Origin of the sequence: Pauljensenia sp. 20925_1_27 (assembly GCF_041432835.1) — a bacterium.
In the GTDB taxonomy this organism is placed as follows: domain Bacteria; phylum Actinomycetota; class Actinomycetes; order Actinomycetales; family Actinomycetaceae; genus Pauljensenia.
In genome coordinates, this window is record NZ_JAPWAH010000031.1 from 1 (window position 1) to 14995 (window position 14995).

At 67.5% G+C, this 14995-nt stretch carries 10 protein-coding genes; 7 read left to right on the forward strand and 3 right to left on the reverse strand.

Features of this window, described 5'->3' with window-relative positions; all coding sequences use genetic code 11:
• On the forward strand, nucleotides 1-361 hold a 361-nt coding region (locus tag O3684_RS09875; RefSeq protein ID WP_500066730.1), incomplete at its 5' end, for a WD40 repeat domain-containing protein.
• Nucleotides 362-447: 86 nt separating this feature from the next.
• On the opposite strand, the gene O3684_RS09880 is transcribed toward O3684_RS09875, so the two are convergent.
• The 3 genes from O3684_RS09880 to O3684_RS09890 all read right to left on the reverse strand — a co-directional run bounded on the left by O3684_RS09880 (nucleotide 448) and on the right by O3684_RS09890 (nucleotide 6042).
• On the reverse strand, nucleotides 448-2784 hold the full coding sequence (locus O3684_RS09880; protein WP_500066731.1) for a transglycosylase domain-containing protein: 2337 nt from the start codon (nucleotides 2782-2784) through the stop codon (nucleotides 448-450).
• Between the two features lie 142 nt (nucleotides 2785-2926).
• A complete protein-coding gene (gene gnd / locus O3684_RS09885; RefSeq protein ID WP_500066733.1) occupies nucleotides 2927-4393 on the reverse strand; it encodes an NADP-dependent phosphogluconate dehydrogenase in 1467 nt (488 codons plus the stop codon).
• 119 nt (nucleotides 4394-4512) lie between these two features.
• Nucleotides 4513-6042 carry a CCA tRNA nucleotidyltransferase gene (locus O3684_RS09890; protein ID WP_500066744.1) on the reverse strand — a complete coding sequence of 510 codons (1530 nt, stop codon included), beginning with the start codon at nucleotides 6040-6042 and terminating at the stop codon, nucleotides 4513-4515.
• 210 nt (nucleotides 6043-6252) lie between these two features.
• Here O3684_RS09890 and O3684_RS09895 point away from each other — a divergent pair, with 210 nt between their 5' ends.
• Genes O3684_RS09895 through O3684_RS09920 form a run of 6 tightly spaced genes read left to right on the forward strand, consistent with a single transcriptional unit; the run spans nucleotide 6253 to nucleotide 14425 of the window.
• A complete protein-coding gene (locus tag O3684_RS09895; RefSeq protein WP_048677501.1) occupies nucleotides 6253-6723 on the forward strand; it encodes an NUDIX domain-containing protein in 471 nt (156 codons plus the stop codon).
• Nucleotides 6710-9172, forward strand: a complete 2463-nt coding sequence (locus tag O3684_RS09900; RefSeq protein ID WP_500066735.1) for a DUF6049 family protein — start codon at nucleotides 6710-6712, stop codon at nucleotides 9170-9172. The genes O3684_RS09895 and O3684_RS09900 overlap by 14 nt, the downstream gene beginning before the upstream one ends.
• The gene (locus tag O3684_RS09905; protein WP_500066737.1) at nucleotides 9169-12279 is read left to right on the forward strand and encodes a lipid II flippase MurJ; all 3111 of its coding nucleotides are present in this window, start codon (nucleotides 9169-9171) and stop codon (nucleotides 12277-12279) included. Before O3684_RS09900 ends, O3684_RS09905 begins: the two co-directional genes overlap by 4 nt.
• Nucleotides 12280-12297: 18 nt before the next feature.
• On the forward strand, nucleotides 12298-13335 hold the full coding sequence (gene trxB, locus O3684_RS09910; RefSeq protein WP_500066738.1) for a thioredoxin-disulfide reductase: 1038 nt from the start codon (nucleotides 12298-12300) through the stop codon (nucleotides 13333-13335).
• Entirely contained in the window at nucleotides 13332-13763 is a 432-nt protein-coding gene (locus tag O3684_RS09915) for a YchJ family protein (protein WP_500066740.1), read from the forward strand. Before trxB ends, O3684_RS09915 begins: the two co-directional genes overlap by 4 nt.
• Nucleotides 13764-13783: 20 nt before the next feature.
• Entirely contained in the window at nucleotides 13784-14425 is a 642-nt protein-coding gene (locus O3684_RS09920; protein WP_500066742.1) for a phosphatase PAP2 family protein, read from the forward strand.
• Nucleotides 14426-14995: the final 570 nt, after the last annotated feature.

Below are 14995 nucleotides of genomic sequence, written 5' to 3' on the forward strand. Positions count from 1 at the left end.
CACCACCGGAGACAACACACAAACACTCAGAGTCGCAGACACGGATCGAATCACTGCAGTGGCGTGGTCACCCGACGGCACCCACATCCTCACAGCATCACGCAGCGGCATGGCTCAAATCTGGGACGCCACCACCGGCAAACAGGTTCGCTTCACGATCACCGGTCTCTCCAAGGGAGAGTGCGCTGTCCTAAGCACTGATCAGACACAAGTAATCGGCGCCAGCCCCTACGCGTGGCGCTGGCTCGGACGCTACGCCAAGCACCCCGATGGCTCGATTGAAAGGGTCCCCATCGAAATCGACGGCCCCCTCCCACCTCTCAGCCACGGCGGCGAGACCGCGTCGCGCATTGAAGGCTGAACGAACGAGGCTCACAACGGCTCCCACACGCCTGCGGGCCCCGAGGATACCCTCGGGGCCCGCAGGCGTGGCGCTAGGACGCTCGGCTAGTTTCTTCGGCCGCCATTGTTGTTGCCGCCGTTGTTCCCGTTCCCATTGTTGGAACCGTTGCCGTTGTTGGAACCATTGCCATTGTTCCCGTTCCCATTGTTGGAACCGTTCCCATTGCCGTTGTTGCCGTTCCCGTTGTTGCCGTTCTCCGAACCCTCGGTGGGCTCGGCGGACGGGGTCTCCGTCGGGGTAGGCGTCTCGGTGGGCGCCGGAGCAGACTGCGGGGCCTCGCTCGTCGCGCTCGGCACGGGCGTGGGCGCGTTGTTCTGCACCTTGCGGTTGGACGCAACCTTCCACGTGAAGTCGTCGCCCGACAGGTTCGCAGTCGCGGGCTTCATGTAGTCGATCCACACGTCCACGGGCCAGTCGCCGCCATGGAACTGGTCCAGGCCACCCACGTCGTCCAGCGGCACCGAGTTGCCCGCGTCGTCGGACTGGTACATCGACACGGCCGTGACCATGCCGGGCACGAAGCCCACGAACTGCGCGGAGAGCTGGTCGGAGGAGGTACCGGTCTTGCCCGCAGTCGTCAGTCGCGGAATCGAGGCGTCGACGCGGCTGGCCGTACCATCACCGCTCGTGACGGCCTCGAGGGCCGGCATGATGGAGGAAACTTCCTCGACCTCGAACACGCGCTTGGGGGCCACGTCCCCGCTGTAGAGCAGCTTGTTGTTCGAGTCCTCGACCTTCTTGACGATGTGGGCGGTGACGCGCTCGCCACCGTTCGCGATCGTCGAGTAGGCGGTCGTCAGGTCGATGTTGTGCGGCGAGGAGGGGCCCAGCACGTTGAGCAGCTCCTCGTTCAGGCCCACCGTGTCCTCGGGAATACCCGCGTCGATGGCCGCCTTCAGCGTGTTCTCCGGCTCCACGTCGTCATTGAGGCCCACGAACACCGTGTTCATCGAGTAGGCGGTCGCCTTCACGAGGGTGACGTTGCCGAAGGAGTAGCCGCCGTCGTTGGTGACGGGGGTTCCCATGCCTCGGAAGTACTGGGGAGACTTGCCCGAGTAGGTGTCGTAGACGCTGCCACCCACGCGCGCGTTCGCGAGGAGAGCGAAGGGCTTGAAGGACGAGCCGGCCATCGCGATGTCCTGCGTGACGGCGTTCTGCTGGCGCTTCTCGAAATCCGCACCCGCATACTCAGCGAGGATCTCGCCCGTGGCCGGGTCCATAGAGGAGAGGGCGACGTGCTGGTACGTGGGATCCCAACCGTCGACATCGTTCATGCCCTCGGCGGCGGCAACGGCCTGATCCTGGTGTTCCTTGACGATCGTCGAGGTGATGCGCAGGCCACCCTGGCTGATCTTGTCCTCGTCGAACTGGCCGGAGGCGATGAGCTCCGACTTGACCTGAGCCATCAGGTAGCCCGTCGTGCCACTCATCGACTCACTGTTGAGGGTGTCGGGGTCAATCGTCTCGGGGAAGACCGCGGAGTCGTGCTGCGCCTGAGTAATCCAGCCGTCCTCCAGCATGAGGTTCAGGTCGCGCTCCCAGCGCTCCTTCGCCTTGTCGGGGTTGACGGCGGGGTCCCACGCGGAGGGCGCGGGGATGACGGCCGCGAGGAGCGCCGACTCGGACAGAGTGAGCTGGTCCGCGCCGTGGCCGAAGTAGGCCTGGGCAGCGGCGTCGATGCCGTACGCGCCACGACCGAAGTAGATCGTGTTCATGTAGGCGCCAATGACCTCGTCCTTGGACTTCTCACGGTTGATCTTGATCGCCAGGACGGCTTCCTTGAGCTTGCCCGTATAAGACGTGGTTTCACCCATGTAGTAGCGCTCCACGTACTGCTGGGTGAGGGTCGATCCGCCCTGGCGAGCACCGCCACGCAGGTTGTTCACGAGCGCGCGGAGGATGCCTTTCAGGTCGACGCCATTGTTCGTGTAGAACGTGCGGTCCTCGGAGGCGACGATCGTCTTGGGCACATAGTCGGGCAGCTTCGTCGTGTCGATGATCTGACGATTGATCTCACCCAGGGTACCCATCTCGGTCGTGCCATCGGCGTAGTAGACGGTCGTCTTCTGCGCGAGGGCCAGATCGTCCGGCGCGGGCACCGTCAGCGTGTTGTAGAGGTACAGGAACACGGCCATGCCAGCAATGAACACGCCCAGGAAGATGGTCAGAATTCCAAACCCGATGCGCTTGGCCCACCGGAATTTCTTCTTCGCGGGGCCCTTCTTACCGGCCGACGAGGCCGTGGCGGCCTTCTTGGAAGCACGCGACGAAGCGGCGGCGCGCGTCGCGCGCCGCGAGGGCAGGGCGTCGCGGTGCGACGCGCCCGAGCCGCCAGGCTCGATGATGTCGTTCCAGTCGGACCGTCCGTTGTTAGTAGCCACGTATTCGCCCTTTCAGCGGATTGTTATGTTCCTAGCCTAACGGTGTTTCCTGAAAGAACCCCAAAGTATGGTCCGCAACACAGCGGGTGGGTGCGCTCACCGCGCACCCACCCGCTGCTAGAGAACCTTCCGTCTCTTCAGATCAGGACCACTGTTCCTCGGGACGACCCGGCACCGCCCACAGGGTGTGGAAGACACCCTCCTTGTCGACCCGGTGGTAGGTGTGCGAGCCGAAGAAGTCGCGCTGACCCTGGATGAGGGCAGCCGGCAGGCGCGTCGCGCGAATCTGGTCGAAGTAGGCCAGGGACGAGGCGAACACGGGGATCGGAACGCCGGCGAGGGCCGCCTGGGCCACGACGCGGCGCAGCGCGGGCGTGCACTCCTGGAAGCGGGTCGCGAACGGCTCGGCGGCCAGCAGCAGCGGCAGGTCGGGGTCGGCCTCGTAGGCGCGAGTGATGTCGTCGAGGAAGGCCGCGCGGATGATGCAGCCCGCGCGCCAGATGCGAGCCAGGGCGCCCTTATCGATGCCCCACTCGTACTCGGCAGCCCCGGCCTCGATCTCGTCGAAGCCCTGCGAGTAGGCGACGATCTTGGAGGCGAAGAGCGCCTGGCGGACGTCCTCAATGAACGCGGCCCGCGCCTCGTCCGACTCGATGACGAGGGCGGAGGCGTTGCCCGCGAGCGCCTGGCCGGCCGCGCGCTGGGCGGGCTCGGAGGACGCGCCGCGCGCGAAGGTGGCCTCGCCGATCGCGGTGACGGGGACGGCCAGGTCGAGGGCGGTCTGCACCGTCCACTTGCCGGTGCCCTTCTGCGAGGCGGCGTCCACGATGAGGTCAACGAGGGGCTTGCCGGTCTCGGCGTCCACCTGGCGCAGGACCTCGGCGGTGATCTCCATGAGGTAGGAGTTGAGCTCGCCCTCGTTCCAGGCGGCAAAAATGTCGGCGATCTCAGCGGGGGTGGCACCCAGGCCCTCGCGCAGGAGGGTGTAGGCCTCGGCGATGACCTGCATGTCCGCGTACTCGATACCATTGTGCACCATCTTCACGAAGTGACCGGCGCCGTTCGCGCCAATGTAGGTGCAGCAGGGCACGCCGTCGTAGGTGGCGGCGATGGCCTCGAACATGGGGCCGAGGCGGTCGTACGAGGCCGGGGTACCGCCGGGCATGATGGAGGGACCCCACAGGGCACCCTCCTCGCCGCCGGAGACGCCCGCACCCACGAAGTGCAGGCCGCGTTCGGCCGCCCACTTCTCGCGGCGGATCGTGTCGGTGAACAGGGAGTTACCGCAGTCGACGATGATGTCGCCCTCGTCCATGAGAGCGGCGAGCTGCTCCATGACGGCGTCCGTCGAGGGGCCGGCCTGGACCATCATGATGGCGACGCGCGGGGTGCGCAGGGAGGCGATGAAGTCCTCGAGCCTGGACGCGGGGACGAAGGTCGCCTCGTCGCCGTGTTGGGCCATGAGCTTCTCGGTGCGAGCCTGGGTCCTGTTGAAGACGGCGGTCGCGTAGCCGTTGCGGGCCAGGTTGCGGGCGAGGTTTGCGCCCATGACTCCCAGGCCGTACACGCCGATATCGGCCGATGCCTTCTCGGGGGTGAACGTGCTCATGCGATAACTCTCCTCACAAACAAATAGTCGAATTATTCCCAGAGTACGGCGGCGGCCCCAGCACCGCACCGTGCGCGGGCGTGACGATTGTCGCCCCGCACCCGTCTCAGCGCTCGCTCTCAGTTCTCCTCGGCTTCGCGGGCGGCCTTCGCGGCTGCCTTGCGGGCCTTCTTTTCCGCGACCTTGGCCTCCCAGTGGGCCTGCTGGGCCTGGTACTCGTCGGCGAGGGCGCGCACGTCCTCCGACGCCCACCAGTCGAGAAGCGCCTGACGGGCCGCCTCCTCGCCGAGCGGGCCGCGCTCCATGCGCAGCTCGAGCAGGTAGTCGCGGGCGATCTTGACGGCGCGCGAGGGACGCAGCCCGAGGATCTCCATGATCTGGTCGCCGTCGAGGTCGGGGCGGATCGCGTCGAGTTCCTCCTGCTCGCGCAGGGCGGCGATGCGCGCCTCGAGGTCGTCGTAGGCGGCCGACAGGTAGTTGGCCTTGCGGCGGTTGCGGGTCGTGCAGTCGGCGCGCGTGAGGCGGTGGAGGCGCTCGAGGAGGTCGCCCGCGTCGGCCACGTAACGGCGCACCGCGGAATCGGACCAGGCGGCCTCGCCGTAGCCGTGGAAGCGCAGGTGCAGCGCGACCAGGGTGGTCACGGCCTCGGTCGTGGCCTTATCGAAGTGCAGGGCCTTCATACGCTTGCGCGTCATCTTCGCGCCCACGATCTCGTGGTGGTGGAAGGACACGGTGCCGTTCTTTTCGAAGCGGCGGGTCGCCGGCTTGCCGACGTCGTGCATGAGGGCCGCGAAGCGCAGGATGAAGTCGGGGGCGGGAACCGGGCCGTCCGGGCCGGTCTCCAGGTCCATCGCCTGCTCGACGACGGTGAGGGTGTGCTCGTAGACGTCCTTGTGGCGCTTGTGCTCGTCCACGGTGGAGACGAGGGCGGCGACCTCGGGCAGGACGATGTCGGCGACGCCCGTGTGGACCATCAGCTCGATGCCGCGACGCGGATAGGGCGAGATGATGAGGCGCTCGAGCTCGGCGCGGATGCGCTCGGCCGAGACGATTTCGAGGCGCGAGGCCATGGTTTCCATCGCGTTCATGACATCCATGTCGACGTCGAGGCCCAGCTGCGCGCTAAAGCGGGCCGCGCGCATGATGCGCAGCGGATCGTCGTCGAAGGACTGCTCGGCGGACACGGGGGTGCGCAGGTTGCCGTCCGCGAGGTCCGCGAGGCCGCCGCAGGGGTCGACGAGGGCCATCTGCGGCAGGCGCATCGCCATCGCGTTGACCGTGAAGTCGCGACGCGTCAGGTCGCCCTCGAGCGTGTCGCCGAAAGTCACCTCGGGCTTGCGCGAACCGATCTCGTACTCGTCGGTGCGGTAGGTCGTCACCTCGACGATCAGGTCGCCGCGGCGCCCTCCGATCGTGCCGAACTCCTTGCCGATGTCCCAGGTCGCGTTGCCCCACGTCGCCAGGAGCTCCTCGGTGCGCTCGGGGCGCGCGGAGGTCGTCATATCGAAGTCGTGCGGGGTCACTCCCAGGAAGGCGTCGCGCACGGGCCCGCCGACGAGCGCGAGCTCCTCCCCGGCCTCGTGAAAAATCGTGCCGAGTTCCATAATCGCGGGCGGGAGCGCGGCGAAGGTCCTCGTGGCGTTCGCCATGAGGGTAGGAATGTCCGTCGTTCCGGCGTTTTGCGCGGTCACGGGGCCGTTATTCGGAGAAGCTGACTGGGTACTCATCGCTCTTAAGCATGCCAGGAAAGGGCCCTGGCCGACTACCGGGGGCCGCGTACCGGCTAAAGTGGAGTTATGCCTGCACGTCCAGTTGACCGCCGAGGCGGGGTACCCAGACCCCCGCGTCGGTCCGCTTCTGTGCGCGCTGGCCGTTCTCATCTGCCGATTTCCGCGGAAACCAGCGCGGGCGGCATCGTCGTCGACGTGCGTGACGGAATTCCCTATGCGGCGTTGATCGCGCGGCGCAATCGGGCGGGCCGCATCGAGTGGTGCCTGCCCAAGGGCCACCTCGAGGGTTCTGAGACTCCTCAGCAGGCCGCTCTGCGTGAGGTGGCCGAGGAAACGGGCATCCACGGGCGCATCATCCGCCACCTCGCGTCGATCGACTACTGGTTCTCCGGCAACGACCGCCGCGTCCACAAGGTCGTCCACCACTACCTGATGGGGTACGAGTCCGGCACGATCACCGTCGACGGGGATCCGGATCACGAGGCCGAGGAGGCCGCGTGGGTGCCGCTGCGCGACGTGTCGCGCCAGCTCGCCTACCCCAACGAGCGTCGCATCGTGCGCATCGCCCTGGACCTGCTGTATCGGGATGGCCGTGACTAGGCGCGCGCTGCGGGTGGCCGCCCTGTGCGCGGTGATGGCTCTTCCTTTCGGCCTCGGACTGCACGAGGCCGGGGCCGCTCCCCGACCCGCGGAAGCCTCGCAGTCCGACGCGTCGCGCCCCGCGGTGATGGGCGCTGCGGCTGAGGCATCCGGTCTCGTCATCTCGATTAACTCGCTCTCCCCTCGCGTCGTGACGAGTGAGAACGAAGTGGTCGTGTCCGGCACGGTTCACAACGATTCGCCGACGACTCTCGCGAATATCTCCCTCGAGGTGTTCGTCGCCAACGAGACGCCGATCTCGGTGGCCGCGCTCACGACGGCGCTCACCGAGGACGAACCCGACGCCACGCACGCTGCATCCTCCTCGCTCACCGACGTCGTCCGCGGTGCCACGGTCTCCTTCGAGATCCGCATCCCCACCTCTTCGCTCCCCCTGACCGACGCAACCGAGTGGGGACCGCGCGTCATCACAGTGGCCGCCAACTCCGGCGAGTACTCCGGCAAGGACCGCTCAATCCTCGTGTGGGACTCGGGTGCCCAGGTCTCTGCTTCGCGCGTCAACGCCGTGGTCCCCTGGACCTCGACGAGCGCCACCCAGGACCAGGCCGAACGCTCCGCAGTCCTGAATCTGGCCGCCTCCCCGGGCGTCACCCTGGCCGTTGACCCGCTGCTCATCCCGCTCGGACCGCAGCCCACCGCCTCGCCGAGCCCCTCGCCCGATTCCGACGCCTCCGAGACCCAATCGGGTCAATCCGGTCATCCCAGCACCCAATCGGGGCAATCGGGCGCAGCCACGGCCTCACCCAGCCCGTCCCCCTCCCCCACCCCGACGCCCGCGCCCACGGCGACCGACCCGGCGCAGCGCTCGCGCGACCTCCAGTCGGAGGCCTTCGTGTCCGCCCTCATGGGGGCAGCAAACGAGCTCATCGCGCTCCCGGAGGGCGACGCCGACCTCGGCGCCCTCGCCCTGTCGGGCAACACGGGCTTCTGGGACCGAGCCTCCCACTCGATCGCGGCCTTCCCCTCATCCCTGCGCGAGGCCGGCTGGGTCGCCCCCACGCCCTCACCCACGGCCTCACCCGCATCGCCCACCCCCTCACCCTCCGCGAGCGCCACGGAAACCCCCAGCGCCTCAGCGTCATCATCCCCATCCGGGCAGAGCGGCACGACGACGATCGCACCAGACGCGGGCCCCACGATCCTGCGCAACGTCGCATGGCCCGCCGACACGACTTTTGGCACGTCATTCCTGTCGAACTATGCCTCGACCGACCAGATCACGATCGCCCCGGCCTCGGCGCTTACCCCCGCCGAAGAGGTCACCTTCACCTCCTACGCGCGCGTGAACGTCAACCCCGCCACCGGAGAGACCTCGACGGACGGAACGGGCGCGCGCACCCTCGCCCAGCAGAGCGACATCTCCGCAATCCTGTCGTGGAACGCATCCGGCGGCGATGAGCTCGACGCCGAACAGGCCCTCACCGCGATCACGGCGATCATCGTGCGCGAACGCCCCTCCTCGTCGCGCACCCTCTTTGCGGCGGCCGCGCGCGGCACGACCGTCAACGAGTCCCTCACCAAGCGTGTCAACGCCCTCTTCTCCCCGCGCTGGGTCTCCGCCCAGTCGTTCAGTGACATCGCCGCCAGCGAGCCCACCGACGTTGAACGTCAGACCGTCGGCGCGGGCACGCTCGACGCGGACACGTCCACCGCGATCGAGGCCATGGCCTCGTCCCTGACCAGCCTCATGCCTCTCGCGAAGGCCACGGACGATCCCGACGCCGTCTACGAATCGGTGACGCCCCAGATCCTGCCCTCCCTGGCCGCGCAGCTCACCCCCTCCGAACAGCTCGACTCGGCGACCGCGATGACGTCGCAGATCACGGGCATGCTCTCCGCGGTGACCGTCGAACCATCCTCGGCCGTCAACCTCATCAACAAGTCCGCGAACTTTCCCGTCCTCGTGCGCAACAACCTGCCGTGGCCGCTCCACGTCGACGTGACCCTCGTGCCCGACGACCCGCGTCTGCGCGCCACCCCGGCGCAGTACCAAACGCTGGCCGCGCAGGGGGCGACGACGGTTGAGGTGCCCGTGGGCGCGATCGGCAGCGGCGACATCGAGGTCACCTACAAGGTCACGACGCCGGACGGCCACATCCTCGATGACTCCCAGACCGTGACCGTGCGCATGCGCGCCGGGTGGGAGGACGCGATCACCGCCGTCATCGCCTCCCTCTTCGGAGCGCTCTTCCTCGTCGGCATCACGCGGTCGCTCCGCAAACGGGCCGCCCGCAAGGCGCAGGGCGCGCCCAATGAGGCCAGATCCCACGAGCCGCAGTCCACGCCCGAGGCCAGCGACGACACGCTCTCCGACGAGGCCTCGGTGCCCACAGACGACAACACCGAATCCGAGACAGCAACGACGACAACGACGAAGGAGACCCCATGAGCTCGAATACGCCTCGCCGATCAATCCTGAGGGCATCGGCGCTCATGGCATCGGGCACCATGGTGTCGCGCATCCTCGGATTCATCCGTAACGCGATGCTGATCGCGGCAGTCGGCGCGACCGCCGGCGGCGTCGGCGCCGCGTTCCAGACGGCGAACACGCTGCCCAACACCGTGTTCAACCTGCTGGCATCCGGCATCTTCGACGCCGTCCTGGTCCCGCAGATCGTGGGGGCGATCAAGCGCCGTCACGACGGTGACACCTATGTCAACCGGCTGCTGACCCTCGCGGGAACACTCCTCTTCCTCGTGACCTTTGCGACGATGGTGCTGGCCCCCGTGCTCGTCATGATCACGGCCGCCGGCTACACCGAGGACATCCGTAACCTCGCGATTTTGTTTGCGCTGCTGTGCCTGCCCCAGCTCTTCTTCTACGGGCTCTACAACCTGCTGGGTGAGCTTCTCAACGCCCGCGAAATCTTCGGGCCCTACATGTGGGCGCCGGTTGTCAACAACGTCGTCGGCATCGCCGGCCTCGGCCTGTTCCTCGTGATCTGGGGCGGTGCGCCCGACGGCGGCATCCCCGCGGGCGACCTGACAGGCGCACAGTTCTGGGTGCTCGCCGGGTCCGCGACCCTGGGCGTCATCTGCCAGGCGCTGTGCCTGCTGTGGCCGATGCGTCGCGCGGGCGTGTCCTTCAAGCCGGACTTCCACTTCCGCGGAACCTCCTTTGGCTCGATGCCGCGCGTGGCAGGGTGGACGTTCGCGACCCTGGGTGTTTCTCAAGTCGGCGTCCTGTCGACGAACAACCTGGCGGCCATGGCCGACGGCTTCATCGGCCATGGCGGCGCGCAGGGCGGCGTCGTCGGCATCCTGGCCTACTCGACGGCCTTCATGATCTTCATGGTCCCGCAGTCGCTCATCACCGTGTCCCTGACGACCGCGATCTTCACCCGCATGGCCGGGGCCGTGGCCGACGGCGACGACCGGGCGGTGGCCGACAGCTACCACCTGGGCGTGCGCACGATCACGTCGCTGACCCTCGTCGCAGCAGCCATGCTCATGGCCGGATCCGTCCCCATGATGGAGATCGCGATGGCCGCCAAGGGCGGAGATCCCGAGGCCGTCACCGGCTACGCCCTCGTCCTCGCCTCGCTGATGCCCGGCGTCGCGTCGACCGGCATGGTCCTCATGAGCCAGCGCGTCTTCTTCGCCTACGAGAACGTCAAGCCCGTGTTCCTCATGGGCATCGGCCCCACCATCATCCAGGTCATCGTCGGCTGGTCCATGTACGCCCTCACCGGCGCACGCTGGTGGGTCGTCGCCGCGGCCCTCGGCGAGACCGCGTGCCGCCTCACGCAGGGCGTTATCGCCGTCGTGTGGGTTTCGCGTGAAAATAGCTTCGTGGATCGCGCGGGACTGCTGCGCTCCTACGTCTCCTACCTGGGCAGCGCGGTCGTCGCCGGCCTCGTCGGCTTCGGCGTCCTGTGGATCATGGGCATCCACACAGGCGTCTCCTCGACGCTGGGACGGATGGCGCTGGCGGGCGTCAAGCTCTCCGTCGTCTCGGCGGTGACCGGCCTCGTCTACCTGATCGTCCTGCGCTTCGCGGCCCCCCGCGAATCCGCTGCGATGATGCGCCCACTGCTCACGCGCCTGCACGTGCCCGCCGCTGTGGTGAACATCCTGGCAGCGTCTTCCCCTGCGACCCCCGACCCAGCTGCGATAATGGCGAGACACACACCCGACCAGACGGAGGATCCGATGGCTCCCACGCCCGAACGCACCGGCGACGAGAAGAAACTGCCGTCGTTCGACGAGGTCGTCGCCGACTCGCCGATTCCCGCTCCCCCGGTGCCCCCCGCCTCGTCGAGCGACGAATCGGTTGACGCTCCGCCCATTCCTGCCCCCGCCGAGGTCCCGGTGTTCGGCCCCGCGACGCAGGCTCCCGTCGAGAATCCCGTCGTTGCCGAGGCCATCGCAGCGCCCGCTGTTGAGGCCATCGCCCAGGCGCAGGGCATCCCCCTGCCCGACACTGACTCAATCCCCGGTCCCGATACCGACCCCATTCCGGCCCCCGACGCGGACCCGGCCCCTGAGCCGGACGGCCGATCAGTGGCCGAGTCCCTCGCAGAGCTGGGCGTCGAGCCCCTCACCGGTGCCACGGACAGCGCCGAGGTCGCCGCGCCAGCCTTCCCGCTCGCTCCCCCGCCACCCGCACCCGCGGCCAGCGGATACGAGCGCGACAGCGAGATTAACTTCGAGGACTACCCGCACCCCGAACCCCTCACAGACGCGCCCGCCACGCACCAGATCCCCCGCGTGCAGCCGACGGCCGAGGCCGCGATCCCCGCTCCCCCGGTCGATGATCCGACCGAGGTCATGGACTCCCTTCCGCCCATCCCGGCGGCTCCCGCACACGCTGCCCCGGCCTCGTCCAGCGAGGACAACTCCAAGCCCGAGCGCTCCGCGAAGCTGATCGACCCGACGCGCCCCGCACTCATCTTCGGCGTCGTGCTGTTCCTGTTCGGCGCGATCTGGGGACCGTGGATGGCGACGCGCCCGGTCACCAACCTGGACCTCGGCCAGTCGCTGCGTGACGGCGTGAGCGCCCAGGAATCCGGCGCGGAACCCGCACCCGTCCTCACAACGACGCCTCCCCCGACCGAGTCCGTCACGCCCGTGATCTCCTCCGTGCAGGTCCTGTCGTGGAACAACGATGACGGCGACCACCCGGACCGCGCGATCAACATGATCGACTCGAACCCGTCCACGTCGTGGTCCTCACGCTGGTTTGACACTAACCAGTTCCGCGACGAGACCTCCGTGACGATCGTCGTCAAGCTGCAGCAGAAGGCCACCGTGTCCTCGGTGACACTCAACATGGATCCGGCCACCTCCGGCGGTGAGGTCGTCGTGCGTAACGTCACGGACCCGTCGAACCCGCGCGGTGGAACAGAACTGGCCACGTCGGCGTTGTCTCCGACGACCACGATTAAGCTCCCGACCCCTGTCGAAACCGACTCGATCGCGCTGCAGTTCCGCTCCATGCCCAAGGGCCAGGACGGCCGCAACTGGGCGTGGATCTCCGAACTCACCGTTCAGTAACCCCTAAGGAGGGTACGCATGTCTTTCGTTGCGATTCCGGGCCTTGTGACGGCCGAACCCACCGAGGCCACCACTGAGGCCGCCGAGGTGCAGATCCCGTCGGCCGAGGTACCCGAGGGCACCACCGTCCACGACGTCGTCATCGTCGGCTCGGGTCCCGCCGGCTACACGGCTGCCGTCTACACGGCCCGCGCGGGCCTCGCCCCGATCGTGCTGGCCGGCCAGCTGGCTGCGGGCGGCGCGCTCATGAACACGACCGAGGTCGAGAACTTCCCCGGCTTCCCCGAGGGCATTCAGGGCCCCGAGCTCATGGACAACATGCGCGAGCAGGCCGAGAAGTTCGGCGCGGACGTGCGCTACGAGGACGTCGTCGCCGTCAACCTTGAGGGCGACGTCAAGGCCGTGGCCACCGAGGACGAGGTCTTCTACGCGCGCGCCGTCATCCTGGCGACCGGCTCGGAGTACCGTCACATGAATGTGCCCGGCGAGGAGGAGTTCTCCGGCCGCGGCGTCTCCTACTGCGCGACCTGCGACGGCTTCTTCTTCAAGGATCGTCGCCTGGCGGTCATCGGCGGCGGCGACTCCGCGATGGAGGAGGCGACCTTCCTGACAAACTTCGCGTCCGAGGTCGTTGTCGTGCACCGCCGCGACGCCCTGCGCGCTTCGCGCGTCATGGCTGAGCGCGCCCTGAACAACCCGAAGATCTCCTTCGAGTGGAACGCGACCGTCGCCGAGGTGCTCGGTGACGAGTCCGTGACCGGCCTGCGCCTGACCTCCACGGTGGATGGCTCCACTCGCGAGATCGCCGTGGACGGCGTGTTTGTCGCGATCGGCCACCTGCCGCGCACGGGCTTCCTGCGTGGCCAGGTCGCCCTCGACGAGGTCGGCTACATCACGGTCGACGAGCCGTCGACGCGCACGTCCGTGGCGGGCGTGTTCGCGTGCGGTGACGCCGTGGACCACACGTACCGCCAGGCCATTACAGCCGCTGGTTCGGGCTGCCGCGCCGCCCTGGATGCGGAGCGTTGGCTGGCTTCCCTGGGCGACCAGGCGTGACCTCCTCCCCCGCTGTTTCCGGCGCTGCGAGCGCTGGCGCGCCCCGGCCTCGTACCTGCCCGTGCGGGTCGGGGGCGCTGCTGGCGCAGTGCTGCGGGCCTTACCTGGACGGCGAGGTGGCTCCGACCGCCGAGGCGCTCATGCGCTCGCGCTACACGGCGTTCGCGCTGCGCGACGAGGACTACCTGTTCCGCACGTGGCACCCGCGCACGCGCCCCGCTCCCCCGTACTGGGTGGAGGGGACGCAGTGGACGGGCCTGCAGGTCCTGGGGGCCGAGGCCGGGGGTCCCTCCGACGAGGAGGGCACCGTGACCTTCGTGGCCTCGTGGCGTGACGTGGCTACCGGCGAAACCGGGCAGATGCGTGAGCGTTCGCGCTTCTCGCGGCGGGCTGGGCGCTGGGTGTACGAGTACGGCGCAAACGACTGACACTACGGTAGGATTTCACTATGATTGTTCGTCGATTCCTGACTCCCCCTCTCGTTATCGGGGTTCTCCTCGTCGCGGCTGTCGCCGTCGCTGGTGGGTTTATCACGAGCCCCCTGCCGATCGATACGACGGTCTGGAATGACTTCATTGCGTCGCGTACCCCGGCGATGAACACGTTCATGACGGGCGCGTCGTGGCTCTTCGATCCCAAGCGCGCCGTCATCGTAGCGGTGGCCGTCGCGGCCTTCGTGTGGTGGCTCGTCAAGAAGGTCATGCACGCCCTGTACATCCTGGGTTCCGTGGCCTTTTCGGGGATCAATGGCTACATCATCAAGCACATTGATTCGCGTCCACGCCCAGAAGAGGCCTACCGGCTGATCACCGAGGACGGCTACTCGTTCCCGTCGGGTCACGCCACGGCCGTGACCGCCCTGATCGTGTCCTTGGTCCTGGTGCTGACGATGACGCGCCTGGGCCGTCGACTCCGCTACCTGCTGTGGGCCGCCGCCCTCGTGTTCATCGTGTTCATCTGCGTGACGCGCCTGTACCTGGGCGTCCACTGGGTGACGGATGTGATTGGCGGTTTTGGCGTGGGACTGGGTTCGTCGATGATCTTGGCGCCGTTCATGATCGGGCCGAACGCTTTGAAGTTGTTCAGGTAGTTGTCTGAGCTTATTTGTTGCTGGGAGCGCCCGGGGCCACGGCCCCGGGCGCTCCTGCATGCGGATTGTTGGAGGCAGCGTGCGGGGTCGTGCGGGACCGTGTCGGCTGGATGAGACTGTTCCGATCTGTACGCAGCTTGCACGGGTCATGTACGTGGCTGTGCCGGGCCGCGTGTGGCTGTGCATGGCTGTGCGAGGCCGCACGTGTCTGCATGACGACTGTATGACGGTTCAATGAGAAGGGGCGTGCTGGCCTGCCTGTGGGCGCAGATATGTCGCCGCGACGCACCAGGCTGCGCGAGAAAACTCGCTCAGGCACCCTCCTTACTCGCCCCGTGACAAAATTCGCCCGGCAGGCACCCGTCCACGGCATATCCGGTATAAAACTCTCCCAGCACACCCGCCCTCACCGCCTTTCCGGTACAAAACTCTCCCTGCACGCCCGAAATGGCCCAATTTGGCGCAATCTACGCATGCAGGGAGAGTTTTGTACCGTTCTCACCACCAAGAAGCCAAGCAGGGAGAGTTTTGTACCGAACGCGAGGCAGAGATCGAGCTAGCCAACACAAC

Bases quoted from the DNA above. Each gene is read 5' to 3' on its own strand.
- O3684_RS09890 (WP_500066744.1), bottom strand. From the start codon at position 6,042: ATGGCGAACGCCACGAGGACCTTCGCCGCGCTCCCGCCCGCGATTATG.
- O3684_RS09905 (WP_500066737.1), top strand. From the start codon at position 9,169: ATGAGCTCGAATACGCCTCGCCGATCAATCCTGAGGGCATCGGCGCTC.
- trxB (WP_500066738.1), top strand. From the start codon at position 12,298: ATGTCTTTCGTTGCGATTCCGGGCCTTGTGACGGCCGAACCCACCGAG.
- O3684_RS09920 (WP_500066742.1), top strand. From the start codon at position 13,784: ATGATTGTTCGTCGATTCCTGACTCCCCCTCTCGTTATCGGGGTTCTC.
- gnd (WP_500066733.1), bottom strand. From the start codon at position 4,393: ATGAGCACGTTCACCCCCGAGAAGGCATCGGCCGATATCGGCGTGTAC.
- O3684_RS09900 (WP_500066735.1), top strand. From the start codon at position 6,710: ATGGCCGTGACTAGGCGCGCGCTGCGGGTGGCCGCCCTGTGCGCGGTG.